Here is a 23,607-nt window from a genome sequence, read left to right on the forward strand (position 1 = left end):
AGATTGAGATTGAGGATAGAGGTTGAAGGAAGCATCGCTAGATAGATGGGATATCATTTATGGTAGCGATGCTTTTTTATTGTGATGAAAGAGGGCATAATTACCTCTCTTTATAAATGTAATGATCAATAAGTGTAAGAGAGTCAGCCATGCGTTGGGAAAATGAGCGGAAAAGTCAAAATATTGAAGATCGTCGTGGTCAAAGACGAGGAAGAACACCGATGCGAGGCGGCATGGGATTGCCCCTTAAAGGGAAATCGGGTTTAGCAATTTTAGCCGTAGTGATTGCTGCGGGTTATTTTGGTTTTGATTTAACACCACTCCTACAAGGTGAAATACCGGCATTGGAGCAGAGCGATCATCAAAGATCTCATGCTTCTTATCAAGCATCACCGGCAGAGCAGAGAATGGCAGACTTTACAGCGGTTGCTCTCGCTAAGACAGAAGATCTTTGGAGAGCTCGTTTTAAGGAGCAGGGAATGCGTTATCGTGAGCCGACCTTAGTGATCTATAGTGGCAGCACAAGTACAGCTTGTGGTTATGGGCAAGCGGCGATGGGGCCTTTTTACTGTCCTGCCGATGAGAAAGTCTATCTCGATCTGAGCTTCTATAATGATATGAAGCGCAGTTTAGGGGGCGGTGGTGATTTTGCTCAAGGATACGTGGTTGCCCATGAAGTGGGGCATCATGTACAAAATCTTTTGGGAATTTCAACCGCCGTTCGCCAAGAACAAGCGCGGGTAAGTAAGGTTGAGGCGAATCGTTTATCGGTGAAGATGGAGTTACAAGCAGATTGCTTTGCCGGCATCTGGGGACGATCGGTACAAGAGCAAAATCTCCTAGAGGTTGGCGATGTTGAAAAAGCGATGAAAACCGCAGCGGCGATTGGCGATGATCGATTACAGAAGCAGGCAAATGGCGTCGTTGTTCCCGACAGCTTTACGCATGGGACTTCTAAAGAGCGTCAGGAGTGGTTTATGCGAGGTTTTAAGAGTGGTGATATCAATGTCTGCAATACTTTTGAGAATTGATATGAGTATTTATGTAAAATATCTGTTATTGAGATCTCATATTATAGTTATAAAGAGCTGATAGAGAAGATCTGATAGAGAAGATCTGATAGAGAAGATCTGATAGAGAAAATGAAGAGGGCGAATCAATGCTGATTCGCCCTTTTTCTTATAAAGTCTATTAGTTATATCGTCAATGATGGAACTAAAGTCCGGCAATAGACAGATATTTGGTTTGAAGATAAGGCTCAATCCCTTCTGATCCTCCTTCACTACCAATACCACTCTCTTTCATACCACCAAAGGGCGCTTGTGCGGTGCTTGGGAGACCATCATTCCAACCTAGAATCCCAAAGTCGAGGTTTTCTTGGAAGTAGATACCGCGTTTATAATTATCTGTAAAGAAGTACGCAGCTAATCCAAATGGAGTGCTGTTTGCGATCTCAACGGCTTCTTCATCACTTTTAAAGGAGGTAATGGGTGCTACAGGGCCAAAAGTCTCTTCCTGCATAATCTTCATATCTAGTGTGACATTGGCCAATACTGTTGGATTGACAAAATAGAACCCTTTTTCATCATCAAAGTGAGTTGTTCCGCCGGCAAGGAGTGTTGCCCCTTTTTCTTTCGCATCCTCAATTTGCGCCACAATCTTATCAAACCCTTTTTTATTGATCACAGGACCGACTTCAACACCCTCTTCTAAGCCATTTCCTACTTTGAGTGCTTTTGCGGCTTGTGCAAATTTTTCACTAAACTCATCAATCACCGCTTCATGGACGAGAAAGCGATTAGCGCAGACACAGGTCTGGCCTGCATTACGGAATTTTGAAGCAATCGCTTGCGTTACCACATAATCAATATCAGCATCTTCACAGATAATAAAAGGAGCATGTCCTCCTAATTCCATAGAGACATGTTTAACGGTATCTGCACTCTCTTTAATTAACTGTTTTCCAACAGGTGTTGAGCCAGTAAAGGTGATCTTTCTAACATAAGGGCTACTTGTAAAGAGTGGACCCACATCAGCTCCTCGACCGTTAACGATCTGAATCACATCCTTAGGAATGCCAGCTTCATGCGCTAGTTCCAATAGACGAATCATTGTTAAGGGCGTATCTTCTGCCGGCTTGACAATAAAGGTACAACCCGCAGCAAGTGCCGGACCTGCTTTCCGTGTCATCATCGCAGCTGGAAAGTTCCAAGGGGTAATTGCCGCCACTAAGCCAACGCCTTGACGTGTGACTAAAAGCCGTTTATTAGTGCTATTTGCGGGAATAGTGCGCCCATAGAGCCGTTTTGCCTCTTCAGCAAACCAAGTGAGATAGCTTGCGGTATAGGCAGCTTCTCCTCGAGACTCTTTAAGCGGCTTACCATTTTCTTTAGTCATGATCTCGGCAAGTTCTTCTTGATGTTCAAGAATCAGTTCCGCCCAGCGATTTAAGAGTGTCGCTCGCTCATATGCGGTTGTCTTTGAGAAGGTTTTAAAGGCTTCATATCCTGCTTTGAGTTTAGCATTAATGCTCTCTTGATTATCTGCAGGGATGGTGGCAATCAGCTCCCCTGTCGCTGGATTTCTAACATCAATTGTATTGCTCATAACTGCTCCTGTTTTGATAATAGACCCCTGGGTCTATGGCATCGTACTGATAATGATTCTATTGAGAAAACAATGTATCACGAGTATTCAGAGCCACTGATGCTATTTTATACTCGTGTTACTTTAAATTTAAATTATATGAAGGATAGATTTATAGAAATGATTCAGTAGCCTGGCTCAGTAACCTGGTTTAGTAATATTCTTTCATCAAGATGATAGTGAGATTGAGATTAATCTTTTCAAGCTTTAAAAATAGCTTCAATATTCTCACTATCCTCACTATCACCTTATCACTCATTATGCGTTTTAACTATTGATTGAACGCTTCTGTCAAAATGGTTAATCCTCTCTCAAGCTCCGAATCTGTAATCGTTAAGGGTGCTAAGAAACGGATCACATTACTATTGATGCCAGCTGAAAGAAGGAGCAATCCATGATCATTGGCATATTTTGTAATAGCGTTTGTTTTTTCTGCATCTGGAACTCTGCTCTCAGGAGATTGGACAATTTCTGCCGCGACCATTGCCCCTAAGCGACGAATATCACCAATGTAAGGGTGTTTACTCTGTTGTTCAGTGAGATACTCCTCTAGTTTTTGACCTAAAGCTTCTGCTTTTTCGTTAAGATTCTCTTCTTCAACAATCTCCATTACCGCAAGTGCAGCGGCACAGGCGAGTGGGCTTCCTGAAAATGTTCCGCCCAATTCACCAGGATTAGGGGCATTGACAATCTCTGCTCGTCCAACAACAGCACTTAACGGAACTCCCGCCGCTAAGGATTTTGAAGTGGTCATAAGATCAGGAACAATGTCAAAGTTCTCCATAGCAAAGAGTTTCCCGGTTCTAGAAAAGCCGGTCTGAATCTCATCTGCAACGAAAATGATGCCATTTTTCTGACAGAAATGGTACACATGTTCAACAAAGCGTTTAGGGGGAATGATAAAACCGCCCTCTCCTTGAACAGGCTCCATTACGAGACAAGCAATCGTTTCAGGTGATGCAGTGGCCTTAAAAAACTGATCGAAGCGATGAATGGTATAGTCGATATACTCCTCTTCATTCATGTGTGCTGGGCGCTGATAAAGGTAAGGAAAAGGCGCTTGATAGATTTCAGAAGCAAAAGGCCCAAAACCAACTTTGTAAGGTTTCACTTTACTTGTCATTCCCATGGTGAGATTTGTTCGGCCATGGAAGGCTCTATTAAAAGCGACAACGCCTGTTCTACCGGTAAATTTTCTAGCAATTTTTACAGCATTTTCGACAGCTTCAGCACCGGTATTAAAGAGAATCGCTTTTTTATCATGAGTACCTGCAGTGATTTCACAAAGGCGTTTACAAACCTCTAGGTAACTCTCATACATCATGACGTTAAAACCAGGATGGGTAAACTGATCCAGTTGTGCTTTGATGGCAGTGACCACTTTAGGGTGGCTGTGGCCAACATTCATGACACCAATCGCGCCAGCAAAATCGATATATTCCTCTCCTTTCTCCGTTGTGATAGTGGCATTTTTCGCATTTTTAGCAATATTGAGGTTACCGTTGCTGACGCCTCTGGCAACATATTTGTGACGCATTGCTTGTAACTGTTCTGTTGTATAGGACATTTTAATCTCCTTCTTATTTCAATTTGATGGATTGGTATAGCTTGATTGAGTGTGATGCCGTTTCTCTTATTCTAGACAGTAAGTGATATTGCTGAAAGATATTATGGAATTGACCTCACCAATCATTTTGATCAGTCGATGGACTGTTGTTTCATTTTGATACAATGGGACTTTCTAGTTAGAGGTCGTTTGAAGATATCTTCCTTTTGAATGACCAAGAAGAAAATACGCGCCAATAAGATACCAACCTAAAACAAGGCTCCATTCAATAGGAAAGTTTAATTCCGCAGGCATACCCGGTAGGTAGAGGGAAAGAAAGCCAATACTGAGTAAGACAGCAATCCAGCCAATAGTTTTAGGATATTTAACAGCATAAGGGCGTTCAAGATGGGGTTCAAGTCGGCGAAGTTGTAAGAAAGCAAGGGTGACAATAAGGTAGCCTAATACAATACCGATGCTTCCAGCATTGACGAGCCAATTTAACGCTTGTCGTCCAAGAAACGGCGCTAAGAATGCTAATGCTGTTAAAAAGAGAATGGCATTAGAGGGCGTATGAAATTTAGGATGCATCTTTGCAAACCATTGTGGCAACATCCCTCTTATCGCCATCGCATACATAATACGGCTTCCCCCTATCACGAAAGCATTCCAACTCGTAATGATTCCAGCAATTCCGCCTATGACAAGGATTTTCCCTAGTAAGGGACTATCAAATAAATTACTCATAGCATCTGCAGTTGCTAATTTAGAGGTTAAAAGTTCACTATGTGGGAGGCCGATCGATACACCGTAAATAATCAGAACATAGAAGATTAGCGCAGATAAAATCGATATGATAAGAATTTTTCCAATCGACTTTGTCGCTTTTACTTCGGAGGCAATCTGTGGGATAACGTCAAACCCTACGAACATAAAAGGAACCATAATCAAAACCTGCATTAGCCCATCAAATCCACCGCTAAAGTAGGGTTTTAAATTCTCTGAATCTCCGTAATATCCTGCACCGAATATTAAGAGAAAACCAACGCCGACAATGGCTATGGTGAAAACGGTTTGTAAAATGGTGGCAGATTTTATCCCTCGATAGTTTAGTGCGCCAAGTAAGAGTGCACCAAATGATCCTATCAAAGCCCATGTGAGGTAGACATCTGAGTCGGCAATATTCCAGAGGTGAATGTGATGGTTTAGCGGCGAAATGTAGTCAATAACAGTTGGTAGAGCAACGGCCTCAAAGGCAATTACAGACATATAACCAAATAGAACAGACCAGCCAGCGAGAAAAGCTAAGGGCATATTGAATGCTCGTTGAACAAAAGCTACACCACCACCCGTTTCAGGAATCGCTGTTGCTAATTCAGCATAAGTTAAGCCGATTAAAATAATGAGAGCTCCACCTGCAGAGAAAGCGATTGAGGCTCCTAAAAAGCCAGCGGTAGCTACCCATTCTCCTGATAGAATGACCCAGCCCCAGCCAAGCATTGCTCCCATGGCTAAAAATAAGACATCGATGGATGATATCTTTTTACTCATAAACTCCTCCTTGAGTCTTTGTTCTTTTTTATTCGATCTATTATTTGATCTTTTATTTTGGCACTCTTGATTAAATGATTGCTTTGATCCTCTTTTAACTTTTATTGTTAAACTGACACTCAGATTATGAACATTCAATTAATGAAAGTTGATTGTTGAAAAGGGATCATAGCGCTCAAGCTTATCTTGGTGTGTTACATGCAACTCTATTTATACATACCCTGAGATTGATTTCAATCAATAATTGCAGGTGTTACGCGCTATTTTTTTGTTGATGAATGATGAGGATGATCTCTTAAACTAGAGTTAATCGAGTATTTCTCAAGATCAGCAGTGATGTTCTATTTTGGGTAAACAATATTAAAAATGAGTCATCTTTAAGAGTATTTTGAGCTAATATGGAGTGATAATTATTAATAATATTAAGAAAAATGGAGTCATATTAGCGATGAATCGACACTGGAATAAGATTGCTTTATTGGTAGGCAGTTCACTTTTACTAGCGGCCTGTCAGCCTGCAGGCCCAGATTTGGCCGATCTTCAGGCGCTTCGTGATCCATCTTCCGGAATTGAGATTACAAGTAGTCATATTAAAACCGTCTCTCCGATAGATGAGCATCGAGCGCTCTATGATATTAATGGCACCTTTAAATATCGTGATGGTCGCTATCAGTTTTTGACCACCTTTGGCAATATTAAGATCTACACGCCTTTAAATGGGGAAGAGAATAATCAGTTTGATGCCGTTGTTGTTGCCCAAGAAGGGGATGATCAAAAATGGTTGATTGAGATGGAGACATTACCTCGTTTTACCGGAGAGGAGACGGCGCAAACGCTCTCTCATCGAGCGCTCTTTGCCAATAGTGTTGAGCATCTTCCCGGTATCTATACTCATCAAGATGGTACGCTTTTTGCCCTCAATGATAAGACGCTTGATAAGCGCATTAAAAACTTAATGAATGAGTATGAAGCGCAATTGCAGAAGAACTTAGAGCTCGATAAAGATCTTAAAGCAGTCGATGAGGCGTTAGCGCTCCATTATCGAAAGCAGGAAGAGGAGAGCCGAAAATATTTAAAAGAGCAGTTAAAAGAGTCATCGAAGGCTGTCGATAATGGGGAAGCGCTGTTGCAGAATCATATCGAAATAGCATTAGCTGCGGATGAGAAATATCAGCATCTTTTACAAGAGCGAGAAGGGTATCGTTTAGAACTTCAAGCATTACAACAATCGATGCCGGCGCTTTGGCGCGTTGATCAATGTTATGAGAGTGATTACCGCTTTCATGGACGTATGTGTCATCAGCTGATGAGTATTAATCGTGATTATCTACCAAAGATCCGCTTTCAGTATCGTCCTGATGCATCTCTCTATACGGCTCAGTAATATTAGGAAAATTGAGAACTTAAGGTGATTATGTCATAACTTCTTAGCAACTTTGATCAGGAGAGATTACCTTTATCGCTAATAACCCTTATAATGAGGGATTAAGCATGATCTTTGAAGGAATCTCTCTTCTCTCTATCACCTTTTTATAAAGATCGCTCGAAGAGGGGCTGAAAAGAATCTAAATTAGATTTGATTAGGATTGAATCGAATTTGATGCAGATCCAAATAAGATCCAACAGGAGCAAATTCTCCTGTAAAATTAGATACTATTTATTTTATTTAATCATTAAGGTAGCAAAGCAATGTCAATAGAAGCTGTTCAAGCGCTTGCAAAGAAAGATTTCAATGCTGTTAACGAGAAGATATTAACGGCACTCTATTCAGATGTCGTCCTGATCAATCAAGTCGGACAATATATTGTCTCATCTGGCGGCAAACGTTTACGGCCCTTGATTACGCTTCTTGCTGCGCGTGCTGCGGGGTATGAGGGAGAAGGGCATATCACGGCGGCTGCCTTGATTGAGTTTATTCATACGGCAACGCTTCTTCATGATGATGTCGTTGATCACTCCGATATGCGTCGCGGTCGAGAGACGGCGAATGAATTATGGGGAAATGAGGCAGCGGTTCTTGTGGGCGACTTTATCTATACTCGCTCTTTCCAGATGATGGTCAGTCTCGATTCGATGCCCATTATGCGGATTCTCTCTGATGCGACAAATGTGATTGCAGAAGGGGAGGTGATGCAGTTGATGAATATTGGTGATCCCGACACCACAGAAGAGAATTATATGAATGTCATCTACTCTAAGACGGCGCGTCTTTTTGAAGCTGCCGGGGCAGTTGCCGGAATCCTAACGCGCGAAGCAGGTGGTGATGATTTCGAAAAAGAGTTAGCAACTTACGGGATGTATCTTGGAACCGCCTTTCAACTGATTGATGATATTTTAGATTACACCGCAACGGCAGCAGAGATGGGTAAAAATACCGGAGATGATCTTGCAGAAGGGAAACCGACGCTTCCCTTGATCTATGCGATGCGTGCAGGGACGAAAGAAGATGCAGCCTTAATTCAAGATGCACTTGTCAATGCCGATATCTCAAAATTAGATGCTATTTTAGCGGTGATTGAGAAGACAAAATCGCTCGATTACACACATCAAGTGGCAGTTGCGCAAGCAAAACTTGCGATTGAAGCATTGAGCCGTCTACCGGAATCTCCTTATAAAGAAGCGCTGAAAACATTGGCAAATTATGCTGTAGAGCGGAAATTTTAGAGAGCGTCTTTATCAAGAGTGATCGAAGTTGAAGAAAGGATGGCAACATCCTTTTTTTATTGTCTTCTTATTGTCTTTTTTATTGTTTTTTATTGCTTCTATTATTGTCGCTATTTTTTAACGTCTCAATTTATAAAGTGAGATAATGGAATAATGGATTATATCGATAACAGTTAACAAGAGGAGTTGCAGATGAGTGAAGCAGTGAGTGAAAAGAGAGGAACGCGGCATAAGGAGTATGCGCTCCTATTGGCAATTATCGTCATTGCATTTGATCTCTTTTTTGGAAGTACGAAATCCACCCCCTTTTTGATCTTAATTAATCTCATCTCATTAGTGGCTATTCTCTATAGTGCTTTTAGTGTGGTGCGTCATGCAGATATCTTTGCCCATCGCTTAGGAGAACCTTATGGTTCTTTGATCTTGAGTCTTTCAGTTGTGATCTTAGAGGTGAGTTTAATTACGGCGGTGATGTCATCAAGTCCTGGTGTTGGGGAGAATGGGGTCGATCCTTATGCCACACTGATGCGAGATACGCTCTACTCATTGATCATGTTAGTGATTAGTGGTTTTGTGGGGATTTCGCTACTTTTAGGGGGGCGAAAGTTTAAGACACAACATGTCAATTTAGGTGGGGTGACGCAATATACAACAGCGATTATCCCTCTTGTTCTAGTGGTTTTGATTCTACCAAGCTTTATGCCGGGTGGAACCTTTAGCAAAGGACAATTAATTGTTGTAGCATTTCTTTCAGCTGTTCTTTACGCTGTTTTCCTTGTGATTCAGACAAGAACGCATCAGAGTCTCTTTATCTATGATCATGAAGATCAGGATGAGAATCATGAAGGGATTCCCTCTCCACATTCCAATCTTTGGCATGGTATCTGGTTGGTGATTCATCTGATCTCGGTGGTTGCGATTACTAAGGTAGATTCAGCTCCTTTAGAATCTTTGCTTGATAATCTCAATGCGCCGAAAGCTTTAACAGGGTTGATTGTCGCGATTCTGATCTTTGCGCCGGAAGGATTAGGGGCGATGCGGGCAGTCTTGAATAATAAGTTACAACGCGCAGTTAATATGTATTTCGGTTCTGTTTTAGCAACAATCTCTCTAACCGTTCCTGCGGTGGTTATTATCTCTCTCTTAACAGGGCATCAGATTGTTTTAGGTCTGCCGATTACCGATGTTGTGCTATTAGCGGGACTATTTGTACTCTGCCAGGCAACATTTGATAGTGGCCGAACCAATAAGGTGGATGGTGTTGCTCATCTTGTCATTTTTGGCGCATTTTTAATGTTGTTATTAGGTGGCGAATAGAGCAAGGTTCAAATCGATCTTGCTCTATAGAGTAGAGAGTTAAGAGTATGCAAAGGCATCATCATTGATGGTGCTTTTTGCTATTTGAAGTAAGAAGATTTGAGAGTTGCCGGAGAGAACGATCATGCTCTTTTAACAATCGTATGCCGGCAGATTAACATTTTCAATGCCGAGATGATCGGAATAAGGGTTGAGAGATTAAAGTTGAGGGATTAAACGATCGCTCATCTGCGGGCTCATGATCTTTCCGAAGCTGCAAGCATTCTCTCCCGCTATGAGTCAGCTTCTGTTGATATAAATGAAAGATCCTTCATCGCCGGGAGCATGCCGGTAGATCGGCATTTTAATGCCGAGATTATCAGAGTAATGGTTGAGAGATTAAAGTTGAGAGATTAAAAGAGCGTTGCGGAAATTATCCGTAACGCTCTATTTTTCTATCTTCTATTTCTATTTTTTAATGACTCTTAAATAGTCTTCAAATCGCTTCTATATACTTGTTTAATACAGGTTAAATACTTCTTAAAGTTCTGAAGGAAGCGGTTTTCTCCTAATGGGCGCCTCATGTTTGTAACGGTCTTCTAATCGATCAGCAATCGTATGGGGTTTTGAGCCACCATTGTAGGGATTGCCTTCCTCATACTTTTTACTGATTTCACGCCATAGATCTGCATTCTTAACGCCGGCAATATCAGGATTAAAGATGGGATCTTTTCCTTCCCGCTTTTGGCGCTCATAATCTTTAAAGGTGCGATAGAGTGGTTTTGAGAGAAGGATAATTCCCACAAGATTGAGGTAACTCATACTACCGAAGCCAATATCTCCAAATCCCCACATTAAATCGACCGATTCAATACTGCCGAAGAACATTGTGAGAAGGAAGATAAATTTTAATAAGAGTGTTAAAAGTGGATATTTAATCTTACGATCTAAGAAGATCATCGCCGTCTCGGCAATATAGTAGTAGGCCATTAATGTGGTAAAGGCGAAGAGAAAGATTGCAATTGCAACAAATCCCGCACCAGCGTTAGGAAAAACGCTCGATACTGCCATTTGAGACCATGCGCTTCCGGCACTAATACCGGGGATATTCTCAACAATCGCTTCACCTCCCGGAGGAGTAACATTATACATCCCGGTAATTAAGATCATCAATCCCGTTGCAACACAGACAATCACGGTATCGATATAGATTGAAAACCCTTGGATTAATCCCTGTTTAACAGGATGACTCACTTCAGCTGCTGCGGAGCTAAAAGTTGCCTCTCCGGCACCAGCCATACTTGAGAAGACCGCACGCCGTACACCCCAAGCAACCGCTAAGCCAACAATACCCCCAAAGATCGCATCCATTCCAAATGCACTCGAGATAATCAATTTAAACATCGCCGGAACTTGTGTAATATTCGCCCCTAAGATTACAAACATTAAGATGATATAGAGAAGCGCCATGATGGGAATAATCTTATCGGCATAATTAGCAATACGTTTAACACCCCCAAAGATGAGATAAGCCATTGCGATAGTTATAACAATGCCTGTTAAAACGGGCGGGATATTAAATGCAGTATTAAAAGAATCGGCAATAGTATTTGATTGGATTCCCGGCACTAAGAAACCATATGAGATACAGATCACGACCGCCATTAAAATAGCAAAAGGTTTCCAGCCAAGACCTCGCTCAATGTAGTAGGGAGCGCCCCCACGATATTGCCCATCTACTTTCTGTTTATAGACCTGTGAAAGAGTTGATTCGGCAAAAGCGCTTGCGCCACCTAATAGCCCCATCACTGCCATCCAGAAGATTGCGCCTGGACCACCGGCAGCGATTGCTGTGGCAACGCCGGCAATATTACCAACACCCACTCGACTTGAGAGTGCTAGACAGAAGGCCTGGAATGAAGAGATCCCTTCTTGGGAACTTTTCCCCTCTTTTAGTAGCTTGATCATCTCGATCAGATAACGAAATTGAACTCCTCGAGTGATAATTGTGAAATAGAGACCAGCTCCGAGAGAGAGTGCAACGAGTGCATTTCCCCAGATATAGCCTACCAATGTATCAACGATGCTTTGCATAGTTTTATCCTCCGATGATATCGCCCTATTTTTATTGATGATCGATCTTATTTAATGATTTGAAGCTCTATTTTTTCTATTTTTATAGTGATCGATAGGGTCGAAATGTTTTTTTGTTTGGTAGTAATTTTTAGATATTCGATACAGTAACGTATCGACGATTTGAATTGCTGACTTGAATTGCTGATTGGGATTGATGATTTTAGTTGATTTGTCGTTAATTGCTAAAGTATTAATAGGGAAGAGGGGCAAGGGAGATCTTCTCCCTTTCCCGCTCTTCTGTTATGTCAGTTACGTTAGTTATGTTAGTTACTACAGTGATACTGATTAATGGATGCTGATTAATGCATATACCAGATCACTTTCTGTGCGGTATATTGTTCAAAGGCTTCTAGGCCATTATCTTTACCGCCAAAACCTGATTGTTTAAAACCTCCGAAAGGTGTAGTAATATCCCCCTCACTAAAGCCGTTGACTGAGATTGTTCCTGCTTTAATCGCGGCAGCAACATGGAAAGCTCGCTTGATATTTTGGGTATAGAAAGAGGCCGCTAAACCATAGTGAGAGTCATTTGCGAGCGCGATCGCCTCTTCATCTGATTGGAAACTCACAACGGCGAGAACAGGGCCAAAGACCTCATTTTGAAAAAGGGTCATATCGGGGCGAACATTATCAAAAATTGTCGGTTCGATATACCAGCCACTGCCTAAGTCGGAATGGATTTTACCGCCGGCAACGAGATTACCTCCCTCTTTTAGAGTGATATCGATAAAGGATTTGACCTTGTTAAAGTGTGCTTCTTCGATCATCGGCCCGATAGAGACAGAAGGATCTAAAGGATTTCCGACCTTCCATTCAGAGAGTGCCGCAACTAACTTTTCTAAGACCTCCTCTTTAATCGATTCATGAAGAAGCAGGCGAGAGCCACAGCTACAGTTCTCACTCATATTCCAAAAGGCTGAGGCGAGAATATGGGGAATCGCGGCATCAATATCGGCATCTTCAAAGAGGATTTGAGGGCTCTTTCCGCCACATTCTAAGATAATCTCTTTAAGGTTACTCTCAGCAGAGTATTTCAGGAAGTAACGCCCTACTTCGGTCGATCCTGTAAAGGAGACCACATCAACATCCATATGGCGACCGAGCGCCTCGCCAACCTTTTCTCCTAATCCTAGAACAAGACTCAAAGCGCCTTCCGGGACGCCTGCTTCATATGCAAGTTCAACCATTCTAAAAGCACTGAGTGAGGTCAATTCTGCAGGTTTTACAATGACAGAATTTCCAGCAGTTAATGCCGGCGCCACTTTCCAAGCAAACATCTGTGCCGGGAAGTTCCATGGTAATACTGCACCGACAACGCCGATCGGTTCTCTAACAATAAGTCCTAACGTATCGCTATCTGTAGGGGCGACTTTTCCGAAGAGTTTATCGATCGCTTCTGCATACCAGCGGAAGGTCTCAATTGTTGCTGGCATATCGGTGTTGAGACACTCTGTAATGGGCTTACCGGCATCAACCGCATCGAGTGCAGCAAGTTCCTCTTGATGCTTTTCAAGTAGATCGCAAAATCGTAACATCACCTCTTTACGCTCTGCCGGAGATTTTTTACTCCAGATACCTGATTCAAAGGTATCTCTCGCAACCTTGACGGCTGCATCGATATCGTTGGCATCGCCATCAGTAATGGTGCCAATGATATTTTTATCTATCGGAGAGATATTCTCTAAAACGGCGTTATTAAGTGGATGACCGGCAATTCTATTTTGCGCAATAAGCGCGCCTTTTTGGGCTTGCTCAAAGATCTCTTCTTTTTTTCTAATCATCAATATACTCCTTAAATTTATCTGAATCTCTATTTGCGACTCACGATTTGTGATTCACTATTTTTTTCTGTCGTACGTTTCGCTCTTATCTTGTTAAAAGTGAAGCGCTTCAGAAAAAAGGGAGAATTAGTATCATGAGATCTTCGACAATAATCAATGGAAAATCGCATCGATCCTGTTTGATTACTCATCATTTTCTCCCTTTTGTATCTGCTCCTTTTAGCGGAAGAATGCTAAAAAGGCATCGCGCTCCTCATCAGAGAGATCAGATAAGGGGAGTCTTACTTTCCCAACAGAGAGTGTTGCTTTTAGACAGCCCAATTTTGCTTTCTGATTATAGTTGCCTGACTCCATTGAATGGATCGCGGGGTAGATCTCTTTCATAATATTGCGTGCAAGATCCCAATCCCCTTTTTGTGTGGCATTAAAGAGTGCAACCTGCTCTTCAGGGAAGACATTCCCCGCACCGGCGATCCAGCTTTGAGAACCCCAGAAGAAGAAGTCAACCGGCTGATCATCACAACCACAGACAATCTCAAAGTCTTCAAAAGGGGTCTGAAGTAAGCGAAGAGCACGGCTAAAATCGCCGCTACTCTCTTTAAGACCAATAATTTTGGGGTTTTTCGCAAGATGAAGAACGCTCTCATACTCAATCTCGATACCGACACGAGCTGGGAAGTTATACATAATGATCGGAATATCGGTCGCTTCTGCGACTGTTTCATAATGGGCAATTAATCCTGCTTGGTCTGGTAAGCTATAGGCTGGAGGTGCGAGCATGAATGCTTCATAGCCAAGGGCTGCCGCCTCTTTCGCGCGCTTTACCGTTCCTGCAGTTGAGAGATCATTAATGCCGGCAATGAGGGTGACACGCCCTTTAGCGATTTTAGCAACGGTTGTGAGAACTGCTTCTCGCTCCTCTTCTGTTAAGGTGTAATACTCGCCTGTTGTGCCACAGGCAACAAGGCCGGCAACCCCTTTTGCGATAAACTGTTCAGTTAATTGTTCTAAAGTTGCAATATCGAGGGAACCATCTTCTTTAAAAGGGGTGACTAAAGGAACGTAGATACCATGTAATTTCATTATTCAATCTCCTATGATTGGTTTATTAATCAGTCTGCTGATCAGTTTGCTGATCTTGAATTGTTATTAAAAACGATCGATCGCAAAAGGTTTTACATCGATCGGTGGGGGTTGATTGAGATAGAGTGCGGTGATGATCTCGGCTGTTAAAGTGGCATGTGTAATACCGAGATGCTGATGCCCAAAGGCGTAGTAGCAGTTATCAACTTGATCAATCACCGGGAGAGAGTCAGCCATCGTTGGGCGAAATCCCATCCACTCTGTCGCGTCTGTTGCATTTAAAGGATCCTTTAACATCGGTGTTGCTAAAGGGAGGAAATTTTGTGCGCGGCGCATATCGGGAGGAAGTTTCAATCCCCCATACTCCACTGTGCCAGCAAGTCTTAATCCACTATTCATCGGGGTCATAATAAATTTACGATCGATACTGGAGATTGGAATAGAGAGCCGCTCTTTTTCATGGGGAAGCATAAGGTGGTAACCTCGTTCTGTTTCCAAGGGGAGATTGAATCCGCTTAAGGCTTTTGCAAAGGGCTTTGAGAAAGCACCCGTCGCTAAAACAATGCTTTCGGCAGTGAAGAGCTCTCCATTAGCGACCACCTCCACCTTTTTTGAAGAGAGTTTTTTGATTGAATCGACTTCATAATTTTCGATCATGCTTCCACCTAGTTGCTGAAACTGAGTGAGGAGATGATCAATCAGGGCAGATAGATCTACAATATGCCCAGTATCAGGAAAGAGGAGCGCACCTAATTGAGAGTCGGCCAATGCCGGAGCCTTATCGAGTAGCGCTTGCCGTTCTAGTAGCTGATTCTTGATGCCAAGAGCATTGAGTTTTTCACCATGTTTTTGTAACTGCTCGAGGGATTGCTCCCTTTCTGCGACAAGGAGTGAACCCTCAATTTTGACCCAAGATTGAAGTGCCCAACGCTCTTTAAAGCGTTCCCAAGAGGGAAGGGCGGCTCTATTCAACACTCTTAATGACTGATGAATTCTTTCAAAAGGGGCTGATCGCATATTACTAAGAAGCTTCATTCCCCAAGGCATCAATTGAGGCAGATAGCGCCAATCAATTCGTAGAGGACCAAGAGGATCTAATAACATCTTTGGGAGCGATTTGAGCATAGAGGGATCAGCAATGGGATAGACCTGCTCTGTAGCAATATGCCCGGCATTACCCCACGATGCACCGCGACCGACTTGCTCTTTCTCAAGCAGAAGGGTATCGATGCCCGCTTTTTGGAGCTCGAGAGCAATGGTTAATCCAATTAAGCCACCGCCCACAACAATCATTTTTCTCTCTCTACTAGCTCTCTCTCTATTAGTTTTCTCTCTACTAGTTTTCTCTCTATTAGCCATAAAGATCTCCGCTTCTTCTCTTAGATTGATCTGTTCTTTGAATCTGCTCTCAAGCGATCTCCATAGGGAGATATCTCTGCTTAAGAGGGATTATCGCAATCGGTTGAGATGCCGTAACGAAATGGATCGTCGGGGTCGAGAAGGAGTGTATTCTCCCCAGAGATATAGGCGCGCCCCCGAATAATGGGGATAATCTTCTCTCCTTCGCGCTGATAACTTGCCTGAAATTGACTGCCGATAACGCTCTCTTGAATCCAGATATCACCTTCCGCTAATAGATCATCTTCTGCGAGTGTTGCCACCTTAGCGCTCGTCCCTGTACCACAAGGGGAACGATCATAAGCGCCGCCAGGACACATCACAAAGCTACGGCTATCGGCAGTCGGTGTTGATTGGAAGAGTTCAACATGATCGATTTCTTCATCATTAGCCCCGGTAATGCCGGCAGCTTTAAGGGCCACCATAATCTTTAAGGTAATGTCACTTAGTTGCACGGCATTTTTTAAATCAATATCCAAAAAGTGCTGATTGACTAAAAAGAACCAGTTGCCACCCCAAGCGATATCACCGGTAACACGCCCCCATTCTGGCACATCAACGCTCACCGCTTTTCGATAACGATAGGCCGGCACATTTTTTAAGCTTACAGAACCATCTTCATGAAGTGTGGTGCGAATATCTCCTACAGGTGTTTCGATAAGATGTTCGCCCGCTTCTACTTTTTGAAGATGGAGGAGGGAGGCCATCAAGCCGATCGTGCCATGGCCACACATACCGAGATAGCCTTTGTTGTTAAAAAAGATCACTCCGGCGGTTGCTTCTGGATTTGTTGGTGAACAGAGGAGGGCACCCACAAGTACATCATTGCCACGAGGCTCTAAGATGACCGCCTTACGGAAGTGATCAAAACGGTTTTTAAGAATTTCAAGACGCTCAGCCATTGAACCATTCCCAAGATCGGGAAAGCCTTCTAAAACTAATCGGGTCGGCTCACCGCCTGTATGTGAATCTAATACTTTTATTCTTTCGAGTGATAAATTCATTCTCGTTTCTCCTTCGCTTTGGCTGCTTAATATTTAGTCTGCTTGATTTGTCTTGAGGTTTCTTGATATGTTTTGATCAAAGTGATGCGCTAAATAGCACAATGATAAAAACCGAAAAAAGCTGAAAATAGATAAAAAATAGATAAAAACAGCTAAAAAGAAGAAAAATAGCGGAGCATCACTTGCTATCAGAAGGAGGAACTTCATGTTGATACAAAATTTTTTGGAAAAGTACCAAGGTCAGCAAGCTTTTTTAGTGAGTCATTTAGAGGAGTTTACAAAGCATATTAAGTTGATCATGCCCTTGATCAATTCGATGTCTAATATCACCTTTTTTGTAAAGGATCGTGAGGCGCGTTATCAGCTAGTTAATCACTGTTTTTTAGAGCGAGCAGGATTGAGATCATTGGAGGAGATTATCGGACGAACCTCAACAGATGTCTTTCAGAGTCAGTTTGGATCTCTCTATGAAGAACAAGACTTTAAGGTAATTGAGACCGGCTCCTCTATCTTAAATCGCTTAGAACTTCATACTTACAATAATGGCTCAATGGGGTGGTGTATGACGACAAAAATTCCCATTACTGATATCAATCTGAAAGTAGTCGGCGTTGTGGGGATATCGGTTGATATACAGGATGATAAGTTTGTGCGAACAGATCTTAATGTGAGGCTCAATCGTGTTCTCGATTATGTCAGTGAAAATTTCTTTACGCAGATCTCCACTCAAGAGTTAGCAGAGATGGCACATCTCTCTGTTTCTCAACTGAATCGACAATTTCGGGAGATCTTTCTGATGACGCCGTTACAGCTTATTCAGAAGAAACGCTTTGAACATGCGATCCATCTTCTCTCCCAAGATCTTTCGATTACAGAGGTATCGATGCAGTGTGGCTATATCGACCATAGCGCCTTTAGCCGTAAATTTAAGGAGGTCACCAATATGACGCCGACAGAATTTAAACTTGCATTAGCCTCTTGAAAGAGCAGAGCGCCACACTATAGCAGTCATGCTGATCTCTCTTTTTCTCACTTAGATAACAAGACTCATAATCAGCGGGATTGTGATGATGGAGAGTAGGGTGCTCCAGGTGATCATCGAGGCGATGGCATCGGAGTCACCTCCCATCTGCCTTGAGAGAATATAGGCATTGCCGGCAGAGGGCATCGTGGCAAAGAGCAGTGCAATGCCGGCAGTGATTCCTTCAACCCCCAATATCTTTAAGAGAAAAATAGTGATAGCCGGCATTAAAAGAAGCTTGAGGACGATCGCAAAAGTGATCGCTTTCATCTTGCCGGCATCCATCATAATAATCAGCCCTGCGCCGACGGACATCAGGCTCAAAGGAGTTGCGCTATTGCCAAGATAGAGCATCCATTGTTTAAATGGACCACTTAACTCGATCTGCAGAAAATTGGCGGCAATTCCGATCAGAACTCCGATAATGAGCGGGTTTTTAAGAAGGGCGAGTAATATTCCGCCAAGACTCTTCTTTCCACTCTGATTGCTCCCATAGAGGTTGAGAACAGAGATACAGAGGATATTGATTATAATAATCATATAGGCCATAAAAACGCCGGCAATGATAATGCCGGAACTGCCAAAAAGCGATTGTGATAGCGCTAAGAAGACATAGGAGTTATAACGTGTTCCGCCTTGAAAAATAGAGGTAAAGAGCCGATTTTCGATCTTAAAAAAGTGCTTGATTGGAAAGAGTAAGAGAGCGATAAGAAGCGTTGCAATAAAAGTTGCTAACAACGCTTCTATCAAGCCCGGTTCTGAGAAGTTTGCTTTTGAGATCTCTAAGATCAGTAAAATAGGGAAGAAGAGGTAGTAGACCAAAGCTTCAATCCCTTTCCAGAGCTCATGACTCGGCAGAAGCCGCTTTGCAATAAATCCTGTAATCACAAGCCCAAAGATAGGCAAAACTGATAAGAGTGTCGCAAACATCTGATTTTTTCCTATTGACCACTCTTCATCTTAATCCACATACGCGTGAGTGCTTTCTGTTGGCGAAGATCATAGGGGCGCTTAATATGAACATTTTTTAAAGATTCTTCCGAGGGGAAGATAATCGGATTATTGCGTAACTCCGGCTCAATATACTCAAATGCGGCCTCATTTGCTGTTGGGAACATAATCTTATTAGCAGCACGCGCACTATTTTTAGCATCTAACATAAAATTGATAAATTGATACGCTTCATCCACATTTTTGGCATCTTTGAGAATCACCATCTCATCAAACCAGACAATCGTTCCCTCTTTAGGAAGAATATATTGGATATCATTCTCTCTTCCCATCTCTTCTGCGGCATTTTTAGCAATAAAGAAGTCGCCGGACCAACCTACTGCAAGGCATGCATCGCCATTGGCAATCGCACTGATATATTCTGATGAGTGGAATTTTTTCACATAGGGACGAATGCTCTCTAATGTTGCTTGCACCTGTTCGATATCTTTTTTATCGGTCGACTCCGGGTCGATTCCAAGATACATATTGATCAGTGGCGTTGTCTCAATAGGGCTATCGAGTACATAGATACCACACTCAGCCACTTTTGAGGCATATTGTGGATCGAGCAGTAACGCATAAGAATCGAGTGGTGCATCGGGTGCAAGTTCTTTGATCTTTGCTGCATCAAAGCCGATTCCGGTAGTTCCCCAAAAATAGGGAATGGCGTAATCATTGATATTTTCAAAAGTTGAGAGACTCTCAAGTGCAAAAGGCCAAATATTTTTATAATTGGGAATCTTCTCCTTATCGAGTTTTAGTAGTTGATCTGCTTCCATCAGATAGGTGACGGCAAAATCAGAAGGGACAACAATATCATATCCAGAATTGCCGGTGAGCGTTTTAGCGAGCAGCGTCTGATTGCTATCTAGAGCATCCGCAATCACTTTAATGCCAGTTTGTGCCGTAAATTCATCGATCAGCTCTTGATCGATATAGGAGACCCAGTTATAGATCTTTAACTCTTTAGTGGGCTCTTTAGCCATTGAGAACTGTGTCAATCCGCAGAGAGCGGTGAGTGTGATTAAGCGAAAAATAGCGCGCATTGAGATCTTCTCCTCATAGAAAGATATCGAATTCTGATTTTTAGCATAAAAGGGGAGAAGATGATAGCCCTAAAAAAAAGAGATTTGCTCAAAGGGGTGAGATCTTCTATACTCAAAAACGATTGAAAAAACATTAAAAAATGATTGTTATTCCCCTAGAGGTGCTGTTGAAAACAGCTGAGATTGAAGTAAAACTTCGGGACTCTTATCACCTGATCTAGTTAATACTAGCGGAGGAAAGTGGCGAATACACTGCGCTCGTGGCTGTGTGTGCCGACTCTCTGCAATGGAGAAAATAGATGACATTACTACACGCCGTAACGCGAGATATTCCTACTATTCCAGATGAAAATCTTGTATCGATGATCGAAGCGATAACCCCTTATGTGGATTATATTCAGCTTCGAGAGAAGTCGCGCTCTTCCAAAAGTTTAGGACGCTTAATTGAGCGAATTTTAGCGCGCGGAATTCCTGTTGAAAAATTGATTGTTAACGATCGCGCTGATATTGCCCATGCCTTTGGTATTCCTCGAACCCATCTGACAGAGCAGAGTCTCTCTATTACGCGAATGCAAGATGCTTTTCCGGAGATGAAGTTTGGCCGCTCTTTTCATACAGTGAGCGCTGTAGAGCGGGAGCTCTCTCATTACGATTATGGTTATTTAGGCCATATCTTTCGCACAAGTGAAAAGCACTATCCTGCCTTAGGGATCGACCCCTTAATCTCCGCTTTTAAGGCGATTAATAGTCGAGAGGTGCAAGGTCGAGAAGTACAAGATCGAGAAGTGCAAGATCGAGGCGTACAAGTGCAAGGAAAATTGATCGCAATTGGTGGAATCGATGTCGATACCTTACCTAAGATTTGTGATGTTATCGATGGTGCGGCAGTGATGTCAGCGCTCTTTCCTGTTGCCAATCATCTTTTCGATATTGAGCGGGGGCGTCTAAAAGCAAAAGCATTAAGAGAGATTTTAGATAGAGGTAATCGCTAAAGATCAATTATATGGAGATCATTATATGGAGATTATGATTAATGGTGAAAAGGTTAAGATCACGGCAGATATTGATAATATCGCAAAGTTGATTGAGCACCTTGATCTAAAGAATCGAAGGTTCTTTATTGTTGAGAAGAATCGTGAAGTTGTAAAAAAGGAAGATTACACAACAACAGCGGTTGTTGCTGGTGATCAATTTGAAATTGTACATTTCGTAGGCGGTGGCTAGGATGACACTTAAAATAGGAAAATTTGAATTTAACTCCCGACTCTTTTTAGGAACGGGGAAATATCGTACTTTTGAGGAGCAGAAAGGGGCGGTAGAGGCGAGTGAATCGGAAGTATTAACTTTTGCTGTTCGCCGAATGAATATTTTTGATGATAATCAGCCTGATCTTCTCGAAGCGCTCGATCTGACAAAGTATAAGTTACTCCCTAATACTGCCGGTGCAAATACAGCAGAAGAGGCGGTAAGAACGGCAAAGCTTGCACATGCGTCTGGTCTTTGCGATATGGTTAAGGTAGAGATTATTGGTTGTCCTAAAACATTACTTCCCGATCCTGTTGAGACGCTTCGTGCAACAGAGATGTTGCTTGAAGAGGGGATGACGGTATTGGTCTATACCTCCGATGATGTAGTTTTAGCAAGACGCCTCCAAGAGATGGGGTGCCATGCGATTATGCCGGGAGCTTCACCGATTGGTAGTGGTTTAGGAATTATCAATCCGCTCAATCTGCAATATATTATTGAACAAGCAACTGTGCCGGTAATTGTTGATGCTGGATTAGGGAGCCCCAAAGATGTTGCATTCGCTATGGAGCTTGGGGCAGATGGTGTTTTGATGAATAGTGCCGTCGCTTATAGTGAAGATCCCATCAAGATGGCATTAGCGATGAATCTTGCAACAAAAGCGGGACGTTTAGCTTATGAGGCAAAACGAATGCCGATGAAGGGGCATGCAACAGCAAGTAGTCCATTGACAGGATTGATCAGCTCCTGATCTCTGACCTTGCAATAAGCTTTAATTTTGCAATGAACTTTAATTTTAAGGGCCTCATCAAATCGGTGGGGCCTCATCATAAAATAGAGTGATAATACCCCTAAGAGATAGAGAGAATGTAGATGAGTGAGATCGATTCCCGTTATGATCGTTTAGCCCGTTTTTATAAAATTGGCACTGCCGGGGTCAAGGCATTTAATCGTGCGAATGTGGTGATATTAGGTTGTGGAGCGTTAGGTGCTCAACATGCGGAAACTTTAACGCGTGCTGGTTTTGGGCGATTAACATTGATCGATCGAGATTTTGTCGAGCGCTCTAATCTTCAGCGGCAGACGCTCTTTACTGAGGAGGATGCCGAAAAAGCACTACCTAAAGTGATCGCTCTTAAAGCGCATCTTCGTAAGATTAATCAAGATATTGAGATTAGCACCCATATTGCTGATGTTTCGAGTGATAATATTGAATCCTTGATTGCAGGGCATGATCTACTACTCGATGGGACCGATAATCTTGCACTACGGATGTTGATCAATGATGCTTGCTATAAATTGCAGATCCCTTGGATTTTTGGTTCGGCATTAGAGAGTTATGGGATGAGTTATAACTTTAATATGTCGCCTATGATCGATCGAAGTGAGCAAGAGCGCATTAAAAATAGTGGCACAGAGCGATTAGCGGATGATAATGCCCCCTGTTTACGCTGTCTTTTACAGACGCTGCCTTTAGAGCATCATGATACCTGTAGTTCGGTAGGGGTGATTCAGCCCATATTGCAGATGATCTCTAGTATTCAAACCACTGAAGCGATGAAATATTTTGCCGATCGCGAAGCGGTTAGAGAGACACTCTTCTCTATCGATCTTTGGGATTTTCATCCTCAAAATATCAATCTTCATCGCCTTAAAAATCCACATTGCCCAACATGTGGCGAGAATCCTACCTATCCTGCGCTTCATCAGAAAAAAAGAGAAGCGGAGCGACTCTGTGGTGATGGCTCTGTTATGATTCGGGAGGTTGAACCGCTCGATCTTGAACGACTAAAAAACCGGCTCGATCATGATCACATTCCGTATCAATATAATGAATACTTTCTCAATATCCATCTTCCCTCACATCGCGTGATTCTCTTCGCTGATGGGCGAGGCATTGTCTATGGTGTTACCGATACGGAGGAAGCATTGAGACTCTATAATAGAGTGGTAGCGTCTTAATTGATGACGAACTATTGGTGTCTATATATCTTGATATCATTGATACTATTATTGTTATTAATGCCGCTGAAGCACAACTTAATTTCTTAAAGAGTTATTTTTCTTTATTTAAAAGCGTGTTATTTTGTGCAGGTTTATTAATAATTGTTATTTAGGAAATCGTTATCTAGAACGAATCATATCCCCATTTTTTGATGCTTTTTAGGAGAGTTAGTGGATGAAAACAAATGTGCAA

General features: G+C 42.5%; 19 protein-coding genes and 1 riboswitch. Of the genes, 9 read left to right on the plus strand and 10 right to left on the minus strand.

Annotated elements, in window-relative coordinates; translation table 11 throughout:
- Positions 1-149 precede the first annotated feature (149 nt).
- Complete coding sequence (locus B9T19_RS00410) at positions 150-1,031, plus strand: neutral zinc metallopeptidase (protein WP_094566647.1); 882 nt, start codon at positions 150-152, stop codon at positions 1,029-1,031.
- A gap of 184 nt (positions 1,032-1,215) precedes the next feature.
- Here the strand turns inward: B9T19_RS00410 and B9T19_RS00415 are convergent, their stop codons facing one another.
- The 3 genes from B9T19_RS00415 to B9T19_RS00425 form a co-directional block, all read right to left on the minus strand.
- Positions 1,216-2,607 carry an NAD-dependent succinate-semialdehyde dehydrogenase gene (locus B9T19_RS00415; RefSeq protein ID WP_094566648.1) on the minus strand — a complete coding sequence of 464 codons (1,392 nt, stop codon included), beginning with the start codon at positions 2,605-2,607 and terminating at the stop codon, positions 1,216-1,218.
- Positions 2,608-2,917: 310 nt separating this feature from the next.
- Entirely contained in the window at positions 2,918-4,213 is a 1,296-nt protein-coding gene (gabT, locus tag B9T19_RS00420; RefSeq protein WP_094566649.1) for a 4-aminobutyrate--2-oxoglutarate transaminase, read from the minus strand.
- Between the two features lie 174 nt (positions 4,214-4,387).
- The gene (locus B9T19_RS00425) at positions 4,388-5,743 is read right to left on the minus strand and encodes an APC family permease (protein ID WP_198959023.1); all 1,356 of its coding nucleotides are present in this window, start codon (positions 5,741-5,743) and stop codon (positions 4,388-4,390) included.
- A 448-nt stretch (positions 5,744-6,191) separates the two neighbouring features.
- Here B9T19_RS00425 and B9T19_RS00430 point away from each other — a divergent pair, with 448 nt between their 5' ends.
- From B9T19_RS00430 to B9T19_RS00440, 3 genes are all read left to right on the plus strand, one after another.
- The gene (locus tag B9T19_RS00430) at positions 6,192-7,127 is read left to right on the plus strand and encodes a hypothetical protein (protein WP_094566650.1); all 936 of its coding nucleotides are present in this window, start codon (positions 6,192-6,194) and stop codon (positions 7,125-7,127) included.
- Between the two features lie 305 nt (positions 7,128-7,432).
- Positions 7,433-8,407, plus strand: a complete 975-nt coding sequence (ispB, locus tag B9T19_RS00435) for an octaprenyl diphosphate synthase (RefSeq protein ID WP_094566651.1) — start codon at positions 7,433-7,435, stop codon at positions 8,405-8,407.
- Positions 8,408-8,599: 192 nt separating this feature from the next.
- Positions 8,600-9,724 (plus strand): sodium-potassium/proton antiporter ChaA, encoded by a 1,125-nt coding sequence (locus B9T19_RS00440; RefSeq protein ID WP_094566652.1) that lies wholly within the window; start codon positions 8,600-8,602, stop codon positions 9,722-9,724.
- A 519-nt stretch (positions 9,725-10,243) separates the two neighbouring features.
- Here B9T19_RS00440 and B9T19_RS00445 read toward each other — a convergent pair.
- The 5 genes from B9T19_RS00445 to B9T19_RS00465 all read right to left on the minus strand — a co-directional run bounded on the left by B9T19_RS00445 (position 10,244) and on the right by B9T19_RS00465 (position 17,105).
- Positions 10,244-11,797, minus strand: coding sequence for a sodium:alanine symporter family protein (locus tag B9T19_RS00445; RefSeq protein ID WP_094566653.1), 1,554 nt, complete (start codon positions 11,795-11,797; stop codon positions 10,244-10,246).
- A gap of 341 nt (positions 11,798-12,138) precedes the next feature.
- Complete coding sequence (locus tag B9T19_RS00450) at positions 12,139-13,620, minus strand: aldehyde dehydrogenase (RefSeq protein ID WP_094566654.1); 1,482 nt, start codon at positions 13,618-13,620, stop codon at positions 12,139-12,141.
- Positions 13,621-13,839: 219 nt separating this feature from the next.
- On the minus strand, positions 13,840-14,703 hold the full coding sequence (gene dapA, locus B9T19_RS00455) for a 4-hydroxy-tetrahydrodipicolinate synthase (protein ID WP_094566655.1): 864 nt from the start codon (positions 14,701-14,703) through the stop codon (positions 13,840-13,842).
- A gap of 66 nt (positions 14,704-14,769) precedes the next feature.
- On the minus strand, positions 14,770-16,062 hold the full coding sequence (locus tag B9T19_RS00460; RefSeq protein WP_233146750.1) for an FAD-binding oxidoreductase: 1,293 nt from the start codon (positions 16,060-16,062) through the stop codon (positions 14,770-14,772).
- 80 nt (positions 16,063-16,142) lie between these two features.
- Positions 16,143-17,105 carry a 4-hydroxyproline epimerase gene (locus B9T19_RS00465; RefSeq protein ID WP_094566656.1) on the minus strand — a complete coding sequence of 321 codons (963 nt, stop codon included), beginning with the start codon at positions 17,103-17,105 and terminating at the stop codon, positions 16,143-16,145.
- Positions 17,106-17,310: 205 nt separating this feature from the next.
- On the opposite strand from B9T19_RS00465, the gene B9T19_RS00470 reads away from it, so the two are divergent.
- A complete protein-coding gene (locus tag B9T19_RS00470) occupies positions 17,311-18,087 on the plus strand; it encodes an AraC family transcriptional regulator (protein ID WP_094566657.1) in 777 nt (258 codons plus the stop codon).
- A gap of 51 nt (positions 18,088-18,138) precedes the next feature.
- Here B9T19_RS00470 and B9T19_RS00475 read toward each other — a convergent pair whose 3' ends face one another.
- Positions 18,139-19,056: an AEC family transporter gene (locus tag B9T19_RS00475; RefSeq protein WP_094566658.1), complete on the minus strand. Its 918-nt coding sequence runs from the start codon at positions 19,054-19,056 to the stop codon at positions 18,139-18,141.
- Positions 19,057-19,067: 11 nt separating this feature from the next.
- Positions 19,068-20,165 carry an extracellular solute-binding protein gene (locus tag B9T19_RS00480; RefSeq protein WP_094566659.1) on the minus strand — a complete coding sequence of 366 codons (1,098 nt, stop codon included), beginning with the start codon at positions 20,163-20,165 and terminating at the stop codon, positions 19,068-19,070.
- Between the two features lie 147 nt (positions 20,166-20,312).
- Positions 20,313-20,421, plus strand: a riboswitch (TPP riboswitch).
- 43 nt (positions 20,422-20,464) lie between these two features.
- On the opposite strand from B9T19_RS00480, the gene B9T19_RS00485 reads away from it, so the two are divergent.
- From B9T19_RS00485 to B9T19_RS00500, 4 genes are all read left to right on the plus strand, one after another.
- Positions 20,465-21,157 carry a thiamine phosphate synthase gene (locus B9T19_RS00485; protein WP_094566660.1) on the plus strand — a complete coding sequence of 231 codons (693 nt, stop codon included), beginning with the start codon at positions 20,465-20,467 and terminating at the stop codon, positions 21,155-21,157.
- A 25-nt stretch (positions 21,158-21,182) separates the two neighbouring features.
- The gene (gene thiS / locus B9T19_RS00490; protein WP_094566661.1) at positions 21,183-21,389 is read left to right on the plus strand and encodes a sulfur carrier protein ThiS; all 207 of its coding nucleotides are present in this window, start codon (positions 21,183-21,185) and stop codon (positions 21,387-21,389) included.
- 1 nt (position 21,390) lies between these two features.
- Positions 21,391-22,161 (plus strand): thiazole synthase, encoded by a 771-nt coding sequence (locus B9T19_RS00495; protein ID WP_094566662.1) that lies wholly within the window; start codon positions 21,391-21,393, stop codon positions 22,159-22,161.
- Positions 22,162-22,283: 122 nt separating this feature from the next.
- Positions 22,284-23,372, plus strand: coding sequence for a ThiF family adenylyltransferase (locus B9T19_RS00500; RefSeq protein ID WP_094566663.1), 1,089 nt, complete (start codon positions 22,284-22,286; stop codon positions 23,370-23,372).
- The last annotated feature ends 235 nt before the right edge of the window (positions 23,373-23,607 follow it).

This window comes from Ignatzschineria sp. F8392 (assembly GCF_002252045.1).
Taxonomy (GTDB): domain Bacteria; phylum Pseudomonadota; class Gammaproteobacteria; order Cardiobacteriales; family Wohlfahrtiimonadaceae; genus Ignatzschineria.

Excerpts from the sequence above, each read along its gene's own strand:
- B9T19_RS00470 (WP_094566657.1), top strand. The coding sequence starts at position 17,311 with ATGTTGATACAAAATTTTTTGGAAAAGTACCAAGGTCAGCAAGCTTTT.
- B9T19_RS00485 (WP_094566660.1), top strand. The coding sequence starts at position 20,465 with ATGACATTACTACACGCCGTAACGCGAGATATTCCTACTATTCCAGAT.
- B9T19_RS00495 (WP_094566662.1), top strand. The coding sequence starts at position 21,391 with ATGACACTTAAAATAGGAAAATTTGAATTTAACTCCCGACTCTTTTTA.
- B9T19_RS00430 (WP_094566650.1), top strand. The coding sequence starts at position 6,192 with ATGAATCGACACTGGAATAAGATTGCTTTATTGGTAGGCAGTTCACTT.
- B9T19_RS00500 (WP_094566663.1), top strand. The coding sequence starts at position 22,284 with ATGAGTGAGATCGATTCCCGTTATGATCGTTTAGCCCGTTTTTATAAA.
- thiS (WP_094566661.1), top strand. The coding sequence starts at position 21,183 with ATGGAGATTATGATTAATGGTGAAAAGGTTAAGATCACGGCAGATATT.
- B9T19_RS00410 (WP_094566647.1), top strand. The coding sequence starts at position 150 with ATGCGTTGGGAAAATGAGCGGAAAAGTCAAAATATTGAAGATCGTCGT.
- B9T19_RS00450 (WP_094566654.1), bottom strand. The coding sequence starts at position 13,620 with ATGATTAGAAAAAAAGAAGAGATCTTTGAGCAAGCCCAAAAAGGCGCG.
- B9T19_RS00475 (WP_094566658.1), bottom strand. The coding sequence starts at position 19,056 with ATGTTTGCGACACTCTTATCAGTTTTGCCTATCTTTGGGCTTGTGATT.
- B9T19_RS00415 (WP_094566648.1), bottom strand. The coding sequence starts at position 2,607 with ATGAGCAATACAATTGATGTTAGAAATCCAGCGACAGGGGAGCTGATT.
- B9T19_RS00440 (WP_094566652.1), top strand. The coding sequence starts at position 8,600 with ATGAGTGAAGCAGTGAGTGAAAAGAGAGGAACGCGGCATAAGGAGTAT.
- B9T19_RS00465 (WP_094566656.1), bottom strand. The coding sequence starts at position 17,105 with ATGAATTTATCACTCGAAAGAATAAAAGTATTAGATTCACATACAGGC.
- B9T19_RS00445 (WP_094566653.1), bottom strand. The coding sequence starts at position 11,797 with ATGCAAAGCATCGTTGATACATTGGTAGGCTATATCTGGGGAAATGCA.
- dapA (WP_094566655.1), bottom strand. The coding sequence starts at position 14,703 with ATGAAATTACATGGTATCTACGTTCCTTTAGTCACCCCTTTTAAAGAA.
- B9T19_RS00460 (WP_233146750.1), bottom strand. The coding sequence starts at position 16,062 with ATGGCTAATAGAGAGAAAACTAGTAGAGAGAAAACTAATAGAGAGAGA.
- ispB (WP_094566651.1), top strand. The coding sequence starts at position 7,433 with ATGTCAATAGAAGCTGTTCAAGCGCTTGCAAAGAAAGATTTCAATGCT.
- B9T19_RS00425 (WP_198959023.1), bottom strand. The coding sequence starts at position 5,743 with ATGAGTAAAAAGATATCATCCATCGATGTCTTATTTTTAGCCATGGGA.
- gabT (WP_094566649.1), bottom strand. The coding sequence starts at position 4,213 with ATGTCCTATACAACAGAACAGTTACAAGCAATGCGTCACAAATATGTT.
- B9T19_RS00480 (WP_094566659.1), bottom strand. The coding sequence starts at position 20,165 with ATGCGCGCTATTTTTCGCTTAATCACACTCACCGCTCTCTGCGGATTG.